This window comes from Methylotenera sp., assembly GCF_029945535.1.
GTDB lineage: Bacteria > Pseudomonadota > Gammaproteobacteria > Burkholderiales > Methylophilaceae > Methylotenera.
This window is the reverse complement of sequence record NZ_JAQSCU010000013.1, coordinates 543,051-560,170: the sequence shown is the minus strand read 5'-3', so window position 1 is coordinate 560,170 and position 17,120 is coordinate 543,051. Positions and strand designations below refer to the sequence as shown.

Annotated in this window: 10 protein-coding genes; 2 read left to right on the top strand and 8 right to left on the bottom strand. The window is 41.9% G+C overall.

The window, feature by feature from the left end:
- Positions 1–116: 116 nt before the first annotated feature.
- A complete protein-coding gene (locus tag PSU72_RS10300; RefSeq protein WP_300432316.1) occupies positions 117–797 on the bottom strand; it encodes a methyl-accepting chemotaxis protein in 681 nt (226 codons plus the stop codon).
- A 175-nt stretch (positions 798–972) separates the two neighbouring features.
- Between PSU72_RS10300 and PSU72_RS10295 the strand changes: the two genes are divergently transcribed.
- Positions 973–2,481, top strand: coding sequence for a helicase-related protein (locus PSU72_RS10295; protein ID WP_300432315.1), 1,509 nt, complete (start codon positions 973–975; stop codon positions 2,479–2,481).
- Positions 2,482–2,503: 22 nt separating this feature from the next.
- Here PSU72_RS10295 and PSU72_RS10290 read toward each other — a convergent pair whose 3' ends face one another.
- Together PSU72_RS10290 and tsaE are read right to left on the bottom strand one after the other, a co-directional pair.
- On the bottom strand, positions 2,504–3,991 hold the full coding sequence (locus tag PSU72_RS10290; RefSeq protein WP_300432532.1) for an N-acetylmuramoyl-L-alanine amidase: 1,488 nt from the start codon (positions 3,989–3,991) through the stop codon (positions 2,504–2,506).
- A 75-nt stretch (positions 3,992–4,066) separates the two neighbouring features.
- Complete coding sequence (gene tsaE, locus PSU72_RS10285) at positions 4,067–4,564, bottom strand: tRNA (adenosine(37)-N6)-threonylcarbamoyltransferase complex ATPase subunit type 1 TsaE (protein WP_300432313.1); 498 nt, start codon at positions 4,562–4,564, stop codon at positions 4,067–4,069.
- Between tsaE and queG the strand changes: the two genes are divergently transcribed.
- Positions 4,563–5,672, top strand: a complete 1,110-nt coding sequence (queG, locus tag PSU72_RS10280; RefSeq protein WP_300432311.1) for a tRNA epoxyqueuosine(34) reductase QueG — start codon at positions 4,563–4,565, stop codon at positions 5,670–5,672. The genes tsaE and queG overlap by 2 nt on opposite strands.
- A 39-nt stretch (positions 5,673–5,711) precedes the next feature.
- Here queG and PSU72_RS10275 read toward each other — a convergent pair whose 3' ends face one another.
- The 5 genes from PSU72_RS10275 to PSU72_RS10250 all read right to left on the bottom strand — a co-directional run bounded on the left by PSU72_RS10275 (position 5,712) and on the right by PSU72_RS10250 (position 17,050).
- Entirely contained in the window at positions 5,712–7,517 is a 1,806-nt protein-coding gene (locus PSU72_RS10275) for a GGDEF domain-containing protein (RefSeq protein ID WP_300432310.1), read from the bottom strand.
- 177 nt (positions 7,518–7,694) lie between these two features.
- Positions 7,695–12,470: an EAL domain-containing protein gene (locus PSU72_RS14430; protein ID WP_367186088.1), complete on the bottom strand. Its 4,776-nt coding sequence runs from the start codon at positions 12,468–12,470 to the stop codon at positions 7,695–7,697.
- Between the two features lie 273 nt (positions 12,471–12,743).
- Entirely contained in the window at positions 12,744–13,697 is a 954-nt protein-coding gene (locus tag PSU72_RS10260) for an ROK family protein (RefSeq protein WP_300432308.1), read from the bottom strand.
- Positions 13,698–13,715: 18 nt separating this feature from the next.
- The gene (malQ, locus tag PSU72_RS10255) at positions 13,716–15,236 is read right to left on the bottom strand and encodes a 4-alpha-glucanotransferase (protein WP_300432307.1); all 1,521 of its coding nucleotides are present in this window, start codon (positions 15,234–15,236) and stop codon (positions 13,716–13,718) included.
- Positions 15,237–15,313: 77 nt separating this feature from the next.
- Positions 15,314–17,050, bottom strand: coding sequence for a glycoside hydrolase family 57 protein (locus tag PSU72_RS10250; RefSeq protein ID WP_300432306.1), 1,737 nt, complete (start codon positions 17,048–17,050; stop codon positions 15,314–15,316).
- Positions 17,051–17,120 lie beyond the last annotated feature (70 nt).

The following is a 17,120-nucleotide window of genomic DNA, read 5'->3' as shown; positions in this document are numbered from 1 at the left end:
TATACTTGCCCCAATAAAGGGCGGATTTATACTTTAAAAAATAACCATGCACCATCACATAAATGCATTAAAAACACCCCATCTAATCTGTAACTCAGCTTTTAAATTGTATTCTACTAACTAAAGTCTGATAGCGCAGTTTTAACTAAAGAATCAATTTTCTCAGTAATATGTGTCAGTTCAGTTGCCACCACTGAAAACTCGCGCCCGATTTCACCAGCGCGCGCAGCAGAAATCTGTGCGTTGACAGCAACAATTTTGGCTTGTTTTGCAATACTCTGAATGTCGTTCATTAAATAGCGGCGCTTTTTTTGCTCTAGCTTAACAAATGCTTTAGATTCATTTTCATACACCAGCGTTATTTGATTTAGCAGCTTTACTATCGGCATCGCCAGCAAGCCCAACTCATCTAGCAAGCCTTGTGCCGTGCGGTAATTAGCCTCATAAGCACTGAGAGTTTTCTCCGCTAGATTAATAAATTCCAAATTCTTTTTATGCCCATCCAACTCACTATAGTAAGCAAGCCTAAGGTTTTCAAAGAAAACACCTGGCATTTCACTATTACCAATCACCAGAGCATGATGGCTATCTCTAAACAATTGCAAATCATCACGGGCTATTTTTAACGCATTTTCATGGCCATGGGTTGAAAGAAATATGTTCAAGATAATGCGCTGAGATAGCATGCGTTGGCGCCCTGAAATATTAATTAAATGGCCAAAAGTTTCACTGGTGATGTCAAATTCAGGATTAGCGTAACTTGTTGCCCCTTGATTACGTCGTGTCTCTAAGCTCAAAATAACCCTCCAGCTTTCATCTCAAAAAATTTATATGCGCAAATTTTTGCGTTAGCATTTGCTTTAATAGCTACATAAGCAAAACTCATTCCAACTCATCACACAATTTTCGATTGGCAATACTGAGTGTTTACGCTAAATTCTCAACCTGTATTCATTCCGTTAAAAATAATCAATGGCTCAACATTATGCAAAAAGTTTTACCCAAGCTCGCTTGCTTAATCGCCATCATCATTTTTACCTAGGCCCAACTAACTCTGGTAAAACATATCAGGCACTTATCGCGCTTGAAAAAGCAAAGTCTGGCGTTTATTTAGCACCTTTAAGATTATTAGCCATGGAAATTCGCGATCGGCTAGTCGCCGCAGGCGTGCCATGCAACCTGATTACAGGCGAAGAGCGTGTGCTGATGGCTGGTGCGCAGCATACTGCCTCAACCATTGAAATGATGAATCCATCCAATGTTGTGGAAGTTGCAATCATTGACGAAATTCAAATGCTGCAAGATGGTGATAGAGGTAGTGCATGGACAGCAGCCTTAGTTGGCGTACCTGCAAGTCAGGTGTTTATTTGCGGCTCAACCGCAGTAACTGCGCCTTGCCTCGCTGTAATTGACGCCATGGATGAAACCTATGAAATCACTTATTTAGCCCGAAAAACGCCATTGGTGTTAGAGGATGAAAGCATTTGTGGTAAGCATTACAGCCGCCAAAAATTAAAGCCAAAACTACAAAAAGGTGATGCGATTATTGCTTTTAGCCGCAAAGATGTACTGACTTTTTCAGCATGGTTTCGCCAGTGGGGATTTACAGTGGCGAGCATCTATGGGGCGCTTTCACCCGAGGTGCGTAGAACTGAGTCTGAGCGTTTTTGCACTGGTAAAGCGGATATTTTGGTGGCAACCGATGCGATTGGTATGGGATTGAACCTGCCGATTCGACGTGTGATTTTTTCAAATATTCATAAATTTGATGGCGTAGCTTCGCGCCACTTAAACTCAACAGAAGTGCGCCAGATTGCTGGGCGTGCAGGTCGATTCGGCATTTATGACACTGGCTATGTAAGCGTATTTGAGAACGATGAGTTGATACATGTTGAGCACATGCTAAGTACCGACGACACGTCAGACTTAACAAAACTGCCGGTCAGTATTAGTTTTGGTCAAATTGGCGAAATTTCTCAGACATTACACACGAGAAAAATCGCAGAAGTCCTCATTTATCATCAGCAAAGAACGCGTATAGATTCTGAGCTATTCGCACAAACGTCACTTAGCACTCAGATTGCCCAAGCCATATTGGTAGATGAGCATGCGCCTACCATGTCGCTCAAAGACAAATTTATCTTCGTCTGCGCGCCGATTTCGCTCAATGTCGCGTTTGAGAAAGACTATTACCTACTTTGTTTGCACAGCGTGGTTGACTCCAAAATACGCCACTTACCCAACCCGCCCAATTGGCTAGAATCAGACAGCCCAAAGCATTTAGAAGCAGCAGAATTGTTAAGCCATAACTTAAGTTTATACGCGTGGTTAAGCTTTAAATTTCCGCAGATTTTTGTGGGTGGTGATGAAGTTCGCAGCTACCGTCAACGTGTTAGCCGCTACATTGAAAGTGCGCTACTCACCCAAGCGGGCTATGGTGACACCACGAGAGAAATTGATTACTTAAAAACTAAACGCTAATCATCGATAGTTTAATTAAAACTTAGTCTGAGGCTACTTTAGTTTTAGCTAATGCAGGATTCGTAGCAAAGTACTTTTTGATTCCCGTCAAAATCGATGTGACTAATTTATCTTGATAGTCCGCATCGTTCAGTCGACGCTCTTCTTCTGGATTGCTAATAAAAGCAGTTTCAACCAAAATCGATGGAATATCAGGTGATTTCAACACGGCAAAAGCCGCCTGTTCAACACGGCTGGCATGCAAGGTATTGATTGCACCAATTTGTGTAAGTACCGCTTTACCCAACTTTAAGCTATCGTTAATCGTTGCGGTTTGCGATAGATCCAGCAAGGTTCTCGCTAATACGGGATCTTTATCATCTAGGCTCACGCCGCCAATCAAATCAGACTCATTTTCTTTTTTAGCTAAATAGCGCGCGCTGGCACTAGTTGCGCCACGCTCAGATAAAGCAAATACTGAGGAACCCTTTGCAGATTGATTAGTAAATGCATCTGCATGAATAGAAACAAATAAATCGGCCTGCATATTGCGCGCTTTCACCACCCGACCATGCAAAGGAATAAAAAAGTCACTATCGCGCGTGAGCACGCCTCGCATATTTGGCTCGCCATCAATTTTTTCTTTGAGTTTTTTAGCAATCATTAAAGTGACATCTTTTTCATGACTGCCATTTGCTCCGCGTGCGCCTGGGTCTTCACCGCCATGGCCGGCATCAATCGCAATGATGATTTGACGGCCACTTTTTTTAGTCTTGGCTGGGGCTGTGTCTTGTGGAGTGTTTTGGCTAGCCCCCTGATTTCTAACTTCTTGGTTTTTAACTTCTGAGCTCTTGATTTCCGGAATTTTAACTTCTACTTTAGCTATAGGTGGTTCAACTGGCTTGGTTGTTTCAGCAGGTTTAGTTGTTTTAGTGGCATTGGGTTCGATAGACTCAACTTGTGGTGGCAAAGGCTCCACAATAATCTGTGGCTGGCTTGAGCTGTTCGCTGATTCTTGTGCAACAACTACTTGATTAGGAGCTTCAATTTGTATTGCTGAACCAGTATTCGATGAACTAATATTGACTGAGTTAGATGCCGCATCACGCTCTGCAATCATTGCCATCAATGGATCTTTTAGCGGGTAAACATCCAGCACCAAGCGGTACTTATAATCGCCTGTTGGCATTAAAGTAAATGCATTGGGTTTAGCTTCGGTTTTCAAATCCACAACTAAACGCACCACATTTTGCTGAAATTTAGCGACGCGAATTTGCTTAATATAAGGGTCACTCGCTAAAATTTTATCGCTTAATGATTTAATCACTAAGTTTAAATCGATATTTTCAATATCCACCACCACGCGATCAGGACTCTGAATCACGGACATTTTATAAACAAACGGTTGTGCAGACTCTAGTGTGATGCGCGTGTAGTCTTGCGCCGGCCATACACGTGCAGCGGTAACGATGTTCACCGCTTGCGCTGATGCAGCAAAATTAAGCTCTGTAAAAGTAAAACTTAGCAGCATCAAGCCAATATATATGGTTTTTTTACATGACCAGAAAGCATTGTTCATTTTATTAAAGCTCATCATGTTAAATCATCATTGCTGAGTAGAAATTGTATGCAGACATTGTTGTCCTAATGTTGAGTGTGCAGATAGATTAACACTACGTCCTAAGTTTTTACCTACATTTTTAATTGAAAAAGTAATATTAAGATCTGGTGTTGGTAGCACGTTTTCTGCCTTCTCAGGCCACTCAATCACGCACACACTATTGACATTAAAGTAATCTCTAAACCCAGCAGACTCCCACTCTTCTTCATCATTAAAACGATATAAGTCAAAATGATACAACATTAAACTCGAAGTTACATTATATTTAATATCATAAGGCTCAACCAGCGTATAGGTAGGACTTTTAACCTTACCCACATGCCCCAAAGCATGCAACAAGCCGCGTACCAAGGTAGTTTTTCCTGCACCTAAATCCCCATGCAAATAGATGGTTAAATTTGGCTGTATGGCTTTCGCGAGGCTAGTACCAAAATCTAAGGTTGCTGCCTCGTCGGCTAAATCACGTGTAAAATTGTTATCCATGACAGACCTTAACGAAACTATCCAATCTAAGTTTACCCAGCTTGCCAATGACATTAAACAATGGGGATTGGCGCTGGGCTTTAATCAAATTGGCATCACTGATACCAATTTGCAAGAAGCAGAAGTTGAGCATCAAGCGTGGATTGCTAAAGGTTTTCATGGTGAAATGGATTATATGGCAAAACATGGGGTGAAGCGCACTCGCCCTGCAGAATTAGTACCGAATACACTACGCGTGATTTCTGCTCGATTAGATTATATGCCGCCCAATGCCGTAGATAGTGAATCGATAATCCAAGACAGCTCTAAAGCTTTTATCTCACGCTATGCCATGGGGCGTGATTACCACAAGGTAATGCGCAACAAACTGCAAAAGTTATGTGAAAAAATTCAGTCGGAGATGACAAAATATCAAGTAGATGATTTCAGCTACCGCGCATTCACTGATAGCGCACCGGTGTTAGAGGTTGCCTTAGCTGAAAAAGCAGGGTTAGGTTGGCGCGGCAAACACACCCTCCTAATCAATAAAAATCGTGGGTCATGGTTTTTTTTAGGTGAAATTTACACCGATTTACCTTTACCTATCGATGAGGCCACGACCAATCATTGCGGCACCTGCACTAGCTGCATAGACGTATGCCCCACCAAAGCCATTACAGCCCCTTACGAGGTAGATGCTAGACGCTGCATTTCTTACCTCACCATAGAGCTTAAAACCAGCATTCCTGTTGAGTTTAGACCGCTGATTGGCAATCGAGTCTATGGCTGCGATGATTGCCAGCTTTTTTGCCCTTGGAATAAGTTTGCTGAAATCACGCATGAGTCAGACTTTGCAGTCAAAAATGGTTTGGATAATATCAGCTTGGTGCAATGCTTTGCTTGGACTGAAGCCCAATTCAAGCAGAATATGGCAGGTAGCGCGATTTACCGAATTGGCTATGAACAGTGGTTGCGCAATATTGCGGTAGGCTTGGGCAATGCTAGCACTACGCCTGAAATAGTTGGCGCACTAAAAGGCCGTATGAACGACACATCTGCTTTATTACGAGAGCATATTGATTGGGCATTGGCGCGACACAAACTTGGTGATGAAATAACAAGCGGTTAAAACGCTAAGTCATTAAAAAATATGATTTAACAAATAGATTTACTGCTCATCTCCTCTAAACCTACGTTCATAAAATATACTATTGCCGTTGATTCTTTTAGCTTCCTTCTTCGCAACTGTCATAGCTGCAGAAACTTCATAATGACTGGCAAATTCCTCTGGGACAATTTTCACCGCACCAATGGATAAAGTACTAAATGGATAAAATGTACTTTTGCCTTGTCTATCATCAATCTCAATCCCACCGATTTTCCGATCTTCTTCACTATAAAAAGTAGGAATAACCTCCTCTAAATGAGCAAGTATAAAGTTACACCGCTCCTCCCAATTGGTACTTTGGCAGATTAAAATAAAATCATCACCGCCAATATGCCCAACAAAATCCAAGTTAACATCAACGGACTTAGCTAAAGTTTCACCTACCAGTTGAAGTACAAGATCACCTTGCCTAAAGCCATAGGCATCATTAAATGGCTTAAAGTTATCCAAATCACAATAGCATGCCCAAAATGTATTTTTCTTTTCTAGTAAGCGATCTATATGTTCATTTATCGGTACATTACCCGGCAATAAAGTCAGGGGGTTAGCGTAGCGAGCTGCACTGATTTGCATTTCGGTAATTTTTCTCAACAAGGCATGACCACTACCTAAGCCTATATACTTTTCATTTTCAGTAATGATAAAACCATTGGTTAAATGATGAGGCTCCATTTGAGTAATCAGGTCACTAAGCTCATGATAGGTAATGCTACCATCAACAATTAAAGGCTTTGTGTCCATAAACTCTGTACATGAGTGCTTGCCATATAACTCTTTCCTGAAAGGCCGGACAAAGCTATCAATCATACTAAATCGGCTTATTAAGCCTAAAGGAATACCGTTCTCAACGACGGGAATAGAAAATAACTTTTCGTTACTTTCAAACATCACATTCACTTCATCATTAGTTTTATTCGGAGTAACGAAAGGCGCTTTCTCCAATAACGTTAAAATACTCCCTTGCCGTTCAGTGCCGGAGGCTTTAGGAAAAACGCTGATAGTTTTACGTGTGAAAAGATGTTGAATATTTTCGCTTATCTGCTGAAGAGGTTCTGGTATTGGGTGTCCTAGTAAATACCCTTGGCAAAACGCAATATTTAAATCACGTAAAATAACAAATTCGGCTTCAGTCTCTACGCCCTCAGCAATCACTTTAGTACTCGAGTTATCCGCTATTTGCTGAATGGACTTTACAAACTGCAGTTTGACGGGATCAGAATTGATAGAGTGAATGAAGTGTTTATCGATTTTTACATACTCTGGACGCAGCTCTGACCAAAGCCTTAATGTAGAGTAACCTTCACCTAAGTCATCAAGTGCTATTTGGAAGCCAACATTTCGATAACTGTCGATGACCTTATACAGTTCTGAATAATCAAAGGTCGGAGAGCTTTCAGTGAGCTCCAACACTATATTTTTTGGGCTTAGTCCCAAGCTCTCAATGTAATCAACCGATATAAGTTTGTTATGACCAAACTCCTGCAAGCATTCTGGACTAACATTCACAAATATTTTGTTTGAACATGCGTGCTTTGCAAAGTTTTCCATGCCTACTTTCAGACTTGCCAACTCCAAATCACACACTCTATTTTCAACTTTAGCGGATTTAAATAAATTCTGTGGCGAATATAAATCTGTATTTTCTGGGCCTCTTATTAACCCTTCATGTCCGAGGATAATGCCACTTTGAATGTTGATGATTGGCTGAAATACACTTGCTAGCGTTTGATGATCAATGATGTCATTTAAAATTCTACTATGGTTAATTTCAGGGGATTTAGTCTCAAATAATCTAAGTAATTGCATGTTTTTCCCAAGTATTTCAGATAGTTAATGCATCATGCAATCAAAAAGTATTTAATCAATTAGCACACTAACGATATTTCAAAACACTATGCCTGAATTGTTACAGGGTCATTACACAACTATTATTAAGATTTGTGAATTTAAAACTAACAAACTTAACACTGATGAATTCAAAATCTACGGCTTTAAAGCTAGATTAAACTGGGCAATTGGCACGGGTCTGCCAAACAGAAAACCTTGGTATGCATTACAACCGCAATTCATTAAGAGCTCACGCTGCTCATCAGTCTCTACGCCTTCGGCAATCACGTCTAAGTTTAAGGTTTCTGCCATAGCGATTACCGTACGCACAATCGCCTGGTCGCTAGTATCGATTGCAATTTCCCTCACGAATGACCGATCTATCTTCAGTTGATCAAGCGGAAGTAATTTGAGATATTGCAGAGAGGAATAGCCCGTGCCGAAGTCATCTAATGAGAAGTTAACACCAATATTTTTTAGCTCCATCATCTTGGTAATGGTCGCTTCAATATTTTCAAGCATGATGCTTTCTGTTAATTCTAATTTAAGTCGCATGGGATTAATGCCGCTATTTTTTACTGCTGCCTGAACCTGTTTTGCAAATGTACTTTGGTAGAACTGTTTTGCACTGACATTAATTGACAACGAAAGACCTTGTGTTTGCGCGGTTGTTTGCCATGCTTTAAGTTGGGTGCAGGCGGTTTCCAACACCCACTGCCCTATTGGTAAAATCAAACCTGTTTCTTCTGCTAATGGAATAAACTCTAAAGGTGAAACTAAACCACGCTCAGGATGAATCCAGCGAATCAGGGCTTCCGCCCCCAAAGCCTTACCTAATCGGTCTACCTGAATTTGGTAATAAAGCTCGAACTGATTGTTATCTAGCGCTTTACGTAAATCCACTTCTAATGCAGCACGCGTATTAATCGCTTCTTGCATATTCGGGTCAAAGAAACACAAGGTATTTCTACCCATTTTTTTAGCCTGATACATGGCAATATCAGCATGTTTTAGTAACACATCCTGTGAGTGCCCATTTTCGCTAAACAGAACGACACCAATACTAGCCGTTGTCTGATATGCACTAGCGCCAAGCTGATAAGGCTGGCTAATTGATATCAAAATTTTACTAGCAATGGCTTCGGCCTGAGCGGCGGCTTCTAGAGGATGCTTACTTAAGTCTTCCAGCATGACCACAAACTCATCGCCGCCTAAGCGCGCTACGGTATCTCCTTCACGCACACAATCGCTAAGCCTGTCAGCCACTTGCCGTAGCAACAAATCACCCACGTCATGACCAAGCGTATCATTAAGCGTTTTAAAGTGATCAAGATCGAGAAAGAGCAAGGCGCCGCCCCAGCCTAGGCGCGCACCCGCTGATAAAGCATGATTCAGGCGATCAATTAAAAGACGTCGATTAGGCAGGCGCGTCAGCACATCATAAAAGGCTAAGTGGTTAATTTCAGCTTCTGCGGCATTGCGCAATGTTACATCGGTAAATGTAGCGACGTAATTCGTCACAATACCGTTGTCACCCATCACTGCAGTAATAGTCAAATGCTGAGGATAAACCTCGCCACTTTTACGACGATTCCAAACCTCGCCCTCCCAGTAGCCACTCACTGCAATGTTTAGCCACATTGAGTCGTAAAAATCTTCATGATGATGACCTGAACTCACTAAACGCGGTGTTTGGCCTATCGCCTCTTCTGCCGTATATCCAGAGATTTTAGTAAAGGCTTTATTCACTCGCAGAATAACCTTATTAACATCAGTCACCATCATGCCTTCCTGAGACTCAAAGGCGGTAGCCGCAATACGAAACTCAAGTTCAGCTAATTTGCGTTCGGTAATATCTAAAGAAGTACCTGTCGCACGAATAGCGCGCCCACTCGCATCACGAATGACTTTGATAGAGTTACTTAGCGTACGCACTGCCCCCGAGGATGGATTGGTGCGAGATTCAAATTGAATTGAGCCGATGAGCGTTGCCAATTGGCGCTGGACATCGACCACTAGGTCACGATCATCTGGGTGAATTAACTCAAGGTACTCGGCAAAACTTGGCGCGCCCAATTCTGGATCAAGGTCATACAATCGAAAGTTTTCATCAGACCAACTGCCAATCATGGTGTTTAGATCTAACTCCCAGCTGCCTAAGTGCACACTGGCTTGGGCTTTAGCTAGACTGGCGGAGCTTTCAAGTAGTTTTAACTCTGACTGCTTGCGCTCAGTCACATCACGTGACAACATAATAAAGCGAATGTCTTCACCGGCTACTTTTGGTTTTTTAGCCACAGAAAGCTCAAACCACAACTTACCGCTGGGTAGTTCTAACTCCAACTGCTTACCTTGTGATCTGTCTTCATCATAAGCTTCCCGAATAGCAGACATCACAACGCTGGCAGCGCTTTCGGGCATGACATCTCGCACATTTTTTCCGATTAAATCTTCTGGCGCAACTGGCAATAAGTGTCTACTGGGCGAATGTGCAGAATAATATCGACCATGAATGTCAATTTCGAACAATAAATCAGGAATGGCATCTATTGTCGCTTGCAGCCTGACATCGGAGCGTTGTTTTTCTTCTTCAGTGCGTTTTAACTGAGTCACATCGAGCATCGCTACGCGCAATACAGGTTGTTCAGCCTCGTCATCCATACGTAGACAGTTGAGATTAACGGTGATGATTGCACCGCTGACATGTGCTAATTTAATGTCGAAATTTAGCTCTTCCCCGCCATCTAGATCTTGCATACTTAAAAATAAGCTTTGCCAGCGAGCCTTCTCTTCATCTACCACAAATTGACTAAAATGTTGCTCGTTAAGCTCGCCACGCTTCACACCCAACATTGAAGTCACTTTCCAATTCACCTCTGTGATCATGCCATGCTTGCTGATAGAGAGATAACCTATAGGCGCAAACTCATAAAGATCTCGATAACGGTCGCGAGATTCCGCTGCCTCTAACTGTGCTAACTGTAACTTATCTTGCGCTAAGCGACGCTGCGCTTCGCGATCAAAGTTATCAAGTGCGAAACTAATATCTGAAGCCATTTCATTAAGTAAATCGATCACCTCTTGGTCGAAAGCGGCCGCATCAGGATTGTAAACAGTGAATGTGGCAAATGGCTTTCCATAGCGAGCAATAGGAAAGGCACCTACAGAACGCCAACCAAACTCTTTCGCCTTGACGTGCCAATGCTTAGTTAATGGGTTTTCTAAAAAATCATTAATGATCACTGAATGGTTTTCTCTAAATGCAGTACCTACTGGCCCTCGACCTTCTAGAATATTCGCATTGATCGAGATGTTGACACTTTCTAAATACTCCAAACCCTCACCATAAGTAGCTACAGGTAAAATTAACTGGCTCTGCTCATCCAACATCCCTACCCAAGCCATTTGCATACCGCCAAATTGAACCGCGCATTTACATGCTAAAGGGAATAAATCATTCTCATCCGACATGCGAACAATCGCTTGGTTAGTCTCGCTCAGAGCTTTATACAGATTGTTTAATCTAAGAATGCGTTGCTCATTTTTTTTACGATTAGTCAGATCATGCAAAATAGCAAAGTAAGTTTGGTTGTCTAATTTACGTGCATTCACTTCTGCCATAAACTGAGTGCCATCTTTGCGTACATGCACCCATTCTCCGGTATGTAGCTCGCCAGCCATCATGCTTTCTACAACGGGATTTATTCTGCTTACTTCTGTGTCTTGCAATACTCTAGGTAAGTGAAGGCTTAAAAGCTCATCGCGCTTATACCCAAACATCTTTAATGCGGCAGGGTTCGCCTCAAGAATGCGATGCTCTCGGTTTAACACTAAAACACCAGAGCCAGACTGTTTAAAAAGCTTTATATACCGGTTATTTGCAACTTGTTGACCTTTAACTAAAGTCCAAGCTAGCAAAGCCAGCATTAAAGATAACGCGATGCCCGCGCCAGCAATAACCTTGGATTGGTAAAGATTAGAAACGCGCGATTCAAATTCGGGCGTGGTATTTAATAGCAATGTCCAAGTATGGCCAGCAAAATCCAGCTGACGTTTGGTTTGCAGCATGCCATCAACAAGGCTATATTTAGTAGGCTTTGTAGCTGAATAATACATAAGCGATTGACCTGAAATCGCATTACCATCATGTATCTCTAGGCCAATATCTTGATCAAACTCCCCCTTAAGGCCAGCCATTAAATCATTAATGCGAAACGGTACATCTACCCAGCCTTTAATATTTGCACGCCTAGCACCTAGCGTATCAAGATTTGCACCGGTTTTAAAAATTGGCAGATACATCACAAAAGAAAACACGTTTGATTTACCCGCATCTTGCGCCAAAGTAAAATGGTTCGAAATAGCCACTTCATTTGAGTCGCGTGCGCGCTCCATTGCAGCACGAGCTATGGGCACGGCAAATACATCTAAACCTAAAGCTTTAAGATTATCACTGGCCATAGGTTCCATGCGAATGATAGGCGCATATACCTGACGGTCACCTTCTGGTCTAATTTTGTAATCAGGTAATCCTAGCCTGTGAATTGCTTCTAGATGCCGAGCTTTATCAGCATGCGGCACGATGGTGACTAAGCCTATTCCCAGCACTCCCGTTTTTTTTTCGTGTATTTTTAAAGCATCAACATAAGATCGAAACTCACCTACATTAACGCTTTCTGAACCATCAATAAAACCCTTTACGCCTCGCATCACCGTTTCATAGGCATGTAGACGAGCGAGTATATTGTTTTGAGTTTGATCTGCGGCGTAGTCTAATGCTGCATTTAAGTTTTCAGTATGATTTTTTTTAGTCTCGTACCACAAAACTGTCGTAATGCTTAACCCAACTAGCAACACCATGGCAGAAATTAACCAAGGAGCAAGCCTAGTCTTAGCTAAACCTAACAAGCGTTTTTTATTCCAAGAAGCCATACCTTCTATTCTTAAAATTGAAACTAGATTTTAAATATCTTGCTGTTTTGCATTCCATTAAGATAGTGCTTTTAAATCTATAAAACCATAAAAAATGCGGAAAAACCACGAATAGTTAAAGCTCAGCAATCAATTAACTGAAGGAGATTACTGTAAAAAATATCAGTACAACCCTACTCATTTAATATCGGCAACTTAATAAAAAAATTGAATTTACAGTCAGCGCTGCACCGAGTTTCAGTTTATTAGCAACAATATTTACTATAACAACAGTTAATTAATGATCTTTTTCTGCACCAGCATGGCGGCACCAATAATACCTGCTTGGTCGCCCATACTAGAGATGTTCACACTCACCTTGCCGCGTAAAGCGGGAATCAAGTCTTGGTTTAACTGCTGCGTAAAAACTGGCTCTATAAGCGGCCAAGCGGCACTCATACCGCCACCTATCACTACATTAGTTACATCAATGACTTTTAAAATCTGTGCTAACGCCTGAGCAAGTGTTTTACCCGCTAGAGAGTACGCTGCAACAGCGTGTGTGTCACCCTTGTGTGCGAGGTTTGCAATTTCGTGTGAGTTATATTGTTGACCAGTTGCTTCTAAATAGCTAATTGCTACGCCGCTGGCTGAAGCGTATTGCTCCATACAGCCATAATTACCGCAGCCGCATAATCTACCATTTGGCTGAACAGTCATATGCCCCACTTCCATAGCCACGCCATGCTGACCTTGAAACGGCTGACCATTTAAAATTAAACCACCACCAACACCTGTGCCTAAACCCAAATAAATGAGATGATTGATTTGACCCGCACGTGTGGCGTATTCACCATAGGCAGCGGCTAATGCATCATTTTCCGTGATGACTGGCAGCTCTATCAGCTGGCTTAAATCAGTACTTAAATCCACATCAACTAAACCAGGCAAGTTAGGAGACTGCGAAATCTTTTGCGTATGCGGATCAATAAAACCTGGGAAACCTATGCCAACAGCCGATATATTGGGATACTTCACATGCATGCTATCTATTGCCACTGCAGTAGCATTTAGAATGGCTCGCCAAGCTTGCTCTGGTGTGTGAATTTTACAAAAGTTAGAAAAGTCAGTTTGAAAGCGCTTCTCCTCTATTAACCGAGGGGGAGTATTAGGTGCAGCTTCATCATAATCAACCACACCCAAACGCAGATTTGTACCGCCAACATCAATGCCGATCAACACTGCCATGATGACACCTCCATGAGATTAACCTCTGCCCGTCCGAGTAATCACTTCAGCAATACTTTCTGTTTGGGCAACCGTTAGCTGTTGCCAATTGAAACGCCAATGCCAATTGCCAGAGCATGTGCCCGGGGTATTCATACGGTGGCTAGAATCCAGCGCCAATATATCTTGCATAGGAATAATCGCCAACTGTGCATGAGATTCAAGCGTCAGATTAATCAAATCAGCTGGCATGTGCACATCATGCTCCTCAGAGCGTGATGAGTGAATATAGGCCTGCACATGACTACGCTGATGCTCATCTAAATTATTATACCAACCAAGCGTGGTGTCATTATCGTGCGTACCTGTATAAGCAACACTGTTAGCCTCGATATGATGTGGTAAATACGGATTATCATCTTGACCACTAAACGCAAACTGCAAAATTTTCATACCCGGTAAATTATATTGATGCCTTAATGCATCCACTTCTGGCGTAATAATACCCAGATCTTCCGCAACTAAACAAATCTTAGGTAAGGCCTTAAAAATGGCTGCTAACAATGCTTCACCTGGTGCTACCACCCACCGACCATTAATCGCTGTTTCTTCACTTGCTGGAATCTCCCAGGCCGCTTCTAAGCCTCTAAAATGGTCAATTCGTACAATATCAAACAAGGCATTTTGCGTTGCCATGCGCGAAACCCACCAGCTAAAGTTATCGGCCGCCATCGCATCCCAGTTATAGTGTGGGTTACCCCAGCGTTGCCCTGTGGCGCAGAAGTAATCTGGTGGTACGCCTGCCACCACGGCCATATTTTTATACTCATCTAGTTTAAAGAAATGCGGGTACGCCCAAACTTCGGCACTGTCGTACGCAACAAAAATTGGAATGTCACCAAACAAATAAACGTTCTTAGTCGCAGCATAGGCTTTAAGCGCAAGCCACTGGGTGAAAAATATAAATTGCGTGAATTGTATGATGGCGATTTCATGCGCTAATTCTTTACGTGCCTGTTTAAGCGTTGCAACATCTCTATGCTTATAGTCATCAGGCCAGTATTGCCAACCAGCTTGATTAAACTTATGACGTAATGCTAAAAATAAGGCAAAATCATTCAGCCAGTGCGCTTGTTTTTTACAGAATTTTTTGAAATTAAGCTGTTCTTTCTCAGCTAAAGACTCCGCCTGCTTGGCTTGCTCGTGAAAGGCTTCATAGGCGATTACAAATAAATCTGTTTTGCTGATTGACTCAACACTTAAATCATTTTTAGTCAGCAAGCCTTGTGATTGCAGACTTTCCAAACTAATAAAGTCTGGGTTGCCCGCAAAAGCTGATAAACACTGATAAGGAGAGTTATCCGCATGCGGCATATTGATTGGTAATGTTTGCCAAACACTGACACCAATACTGTTTAAGAAATCTACAAAGCGGTAAGCCTCTGTGCCTAAATCACCCACACCTAAATCACTCGCGGCTGGTGAGCTAGGCAAAGAACTAATATGTAATAACACCCCTGATCGGCGTTGAGATAAAAGAGATAAATTAGTGCGTTTCATTATTACCTACATAAAATTATGTTGACGTGAAGCTGGTTAACACTAATTACATCTATATGCGCGTACTTACATTAAGCTTAAACCTGCCCTCTACGCATTGTGCCAGCATTATCTGCATTACCACCACCAGCACTAATTGTTTTATGCAAAATCGCAGGTACTGGTTGCTGCAGCAAGGTATACAAGTTAATTAAATTGCGACGATATAGCTGGTCAAAGCTCGCCACGCTATCTGACGAGTTGTAATCCCCAAACCACCAAAACCAATCTGAGCCTTCACAAATTGAAAGCTGACGTTCGCAGGCTTTCAATTGATTGACATTTAAACTATTACTCAACATCACATCGTCGTAAGTTTTTTTCGCAGCGCAGAGTAAATCCCATGCTAAGTTTTTATCTTTACTACCAACCCAAGTACTAAATGTGCCGTATACCCAGCTACCCGCCGCGATTTGCGGCAAAGCAGGGGCGGATATTCCTTTAGTTTTATATTCTTTAGATTGATATAAATCAACGATGTCGCTAAAAGTCGTCATTTCAATATCAGGATGATTGGTCAGCGCCGCATACAATTCGTTCAAAAAATAATAGCCATTGTACGGGTAGTATTCCCAAGCATTTTCACCATCTAATATAACGCTAACGATCTTCGCACGTTCACTGGAATTGGATTGGTGAATGCCTTCTAATGTTTTAATGAAGTCACTCACAGCATCAGGAGTGTGCATTTTTGCGTATTCAAAGCCGATTTTGTCTGAAAGATTATCATCCCTAAAAAAGCATAGAATATCTTGCTTACCATTCGTCACGCGGTATGGTTGATAGAGATACTCACTCTTATCCTGCAAACCCATTTGCGATTTCAACAAGCTATTAGCCAACACTGCCTGTCCTGTAGCTGCCCACTCCACACCATGCTCCGCCATTAATGAGAGCGCGGCGTTAGACACACCACCCTCCGCAGGCCACATTCCACGAGGTACTTGGCCAAATAAATTAGTATGATATTTACTGGCTGCAACCACATGCGCGGCAGCACGTTCTTGCCCACCCGCATATCTAGCATATTTAGGTAAAGGTGCATACGGCATGGCATCTATCGTAGATTTAAAATCTATCAATAACGGCAAAATCGGATGGTAGTAAGGCGTAGTAGAAATCTCAATTTGTTTAGATTTCATCAGCGCTTTGTAACGTGGAATTAAGTTGGCAATTGTTTCGGCTATCAGGTCAAACAACTGTGTTCTATCTTCCAAGGTAAAGCTCAGCCCTTTGGTCATCAGCGTCTGAACTAGTTTGTTATTACGACGCAAACTCTCGCCGCACCAGGCTAGGTGATACCACACTAATAAATCCGCTTTATATTGTGCAGACAAATAATGAAACTCTTCTTTGTCATCCGAAATCGGCTCTATAAGCTGATAGAGCTGCAATAAGCGTTGATAATGTGGAAACGGACTGAGCATTTTCTCGTGATGGCTTTTGAAACAGCTGTTCACAATTAAACGACATTGTTCATAGCTGATACTAGCTAAGTTAGGCTCTATCAGTAACGCCAAAAGTGGGTCACGAATATGATTTTGCTTAAACTGAGTAGTGTAATCTTCCAGCTGCTCTAGCAAAATTGGCACGAAATTAAAGCTGACGCGTGCTTTTGGATTGGCTTCTAAGTGATAGGCCATATCACTATAATCTTTTATTGCATGCAGGTACGTCCATGGCAGCACATATTCATTGCTGACAATGTCGCGGTAATCTGGCTGATGCATGTGCCAATAAAGATTAATATACAGCTTAGGGCGAGTTGGCTTCATTTTAATTAACAACCTTAATAAATAAAAATAGTTAAAAATTATTTTTTAACTATTTAATTTACATTCAATA

Excerpts from the sequence above, each read along its gene's own strand:
- PSU72_RS10295 (WP_300432315.1), top strand. The coding sequence starts at position 973 with ATGGCTCAACATTATGCAAAAAGTTTTACCCAAGCTCGCTTGCTTAAT.
- PSU72_RS10290 (WP_300432532.1), bottom strand. The coding sequence starts at position 3,991 with ATGCTGCTAAGTTTTACTTTTACAGAGCTTAATTTTGCTGCATCAGCG.
- queG (WP_300432311.1), top strand. The coding sequence starts at position 4,563 with ATGACAGACCTTAACGAAACTATCCAATCTAAGTTTACCCAGCTTGCC.
- tsaE (WP_300432313.1), bottom strand. The coding sequence starts at position 4,564 with ATGGATAACAATTTTACACGTGATTTAGCCGACGAGGCAGCAACCTTA.
- PSU72_RS10275 (WP_300432310.1), bottom strand. The coding sequence starts at position 7,517 with ATGCAATTACTTAGATTATTTGAGACTAAATCCCCTGAAATTAACCAT.
- PSU72_RS14430 (WP_367186088.1), bottom strand. The coding sequence starts at position 12,470 with ATGGCTTCTTGGAATAAAAAACGCTTGTTAGGTTTAGCTAAGACTAGG.
- PSU72_RS10260 (WP_300432308.1), bottom strand. The coding sequence starts at position 13,697 with ATGGCAGTGTTGATCGGCATTGATGTTGGCGGTACAAATCTGCGTTTG.
- malQ (WP_300432307.1), bottom strand. The coding sequence starts at position 15,236 with ATGAAACGCACTAATTTATCTCTTTTATCTCAACGCCGATCAGGGGTG.
- PSU72_RS10250 (WP_300432306.1), bottom strand. The coding sequence starts at position 17,050 with ATGAAGCCAACTCGCCCTAAGCTGTATATTAATCTTTATTGGCACATG.